Genomic DNA, 1,259 nt, shown 5'->3' on the forward strand with positions numbered 1-1,259 from the left:
CCGCTTCCCTTACATTCTCCAAATAGCAACAATCCGTCTTCCGTACGGCATAACTTCTGAAAGCTGTTTTTGCGTACGAGATCGTTACCGTTTTTGATTGCTCCCGCATTGGGTGCCATTGCATCGATGAAAGCTTCAGTAAGATGGGTCATAGTTTCCCTCACTCGTTTATGTTTGATTTCCTTCGTTTATTTCCACAAAACACGTATCATTTCCTGCTTTTGGGTTCATTTACAACGTTTAAAGCAGAGAAAAACCCAGGCGTATGCGCCTGGGCTTGGTATTACCATGGAATATCTCCAATATTGTGCATAATAGCGTCGATCTGGGCTAATTCTTCAGCAGACAGCGGAGCACTTTCCAGTGCCTTTACATTCTCTTCAATCTGGCTTACGCGGCTGACACCGATCAATGCTGAGGTAACTCCACCTTCACGCAGAACCCATGTTAATGCCAATTGGGATAAGGTTTGTCCCCTTCTTGCCGCTAGCTGCTCTAGGCTGCGGAATTTTTGAACCCGCTCTGCCGTGATCGCTTCTGGTTTCATCGCGCTGGAAGCTGCACTCGATTCCGCTTCGATTTTATCGACATACTTATTCGTCAGTTGTCCTCTTCCAAGCGGGCAATAAGCGATCGAGCCTATGCCATTCTCAGAAAGTACATCCTGCAAACCGTCTTCAATCCAACGGTTCAGCATGGAGTAATTCGGCTGATGAATCAGGCAAGGCGTCCCTAGCTGTTTCAAAATTTTCACAGCAGCGCTTGTCTGCTCCGCACTGTAGTTGGATAAACCAACATACAAAGCTTTACCCTGTCTTACCGCATGATCTAACGCGCCCATTGTTTCCTCAAGCGGCGTTTCTGGATCAGGACGATGGGAATAAAATATATCGACATAATCAAGTCCCATTCTCGTTAAGCTGCGATCCAAGCTGGACAGCAAATTTTTACGTGAGCCCCATTCGCCGTATGGACCTTCCCACATGTAATAGCCCGCTTTTGTAGAAATTAGAAGTTCATCGCGATAGGGAGCCAAATCCTTCTTATATACTGCTCCGAACGTTTCTTCAGCAGAACCGGCAAGCGGTCCATAGTTGTTTGCTAGGTCAAAATGATTAATGCCGAGATCGAACGCTTTTAAAAGCATTGCACGTGAATTTTCAAGCGGTTGATTGCCGCCGAAATTTTGCCACAGACCAAGGGATATCGCAGGCAGCTTAATTCCACTTTTGCCTGCGCGTTTATACAACATATCGGAA

At 46.2% G+C, this 1,259-nt stretch carries 1 protein-coding gene; it reads right to left on the reverse strand.

Going from position 1 to position 1,259, the window contains the following annotated elements:
* Positions 1–283: 283 nt before the first annotated feature.
* The gene (locus AC1DSE_RS35460; RefSeq protein WP_477529144.1) at positions 284–1,252 is read right to left on the reverse strand and encodes an aldo/keto reductase; all 969 of its coding nucleotides are present in this window, start codon (positions 1,250–1,252) and stop codon (positions 284–286) included.
* Between the last annotated feature and the right edge of the window lie 7 nt (positions 1,253–1,259).

It is taken from the genome of Paenibacillus sp. 01L418 (assembly GCF_056400045.1).

Coding starts and splice junctions, on each gene's coding strand:
- AC1DSE_RS35460 (WP_477529144.1), bottom strand. CDS start 1,252: ATGTTGTATAAACGCGCAGGCAAAAGTGGAATTAAGCTGCCTGCGATA.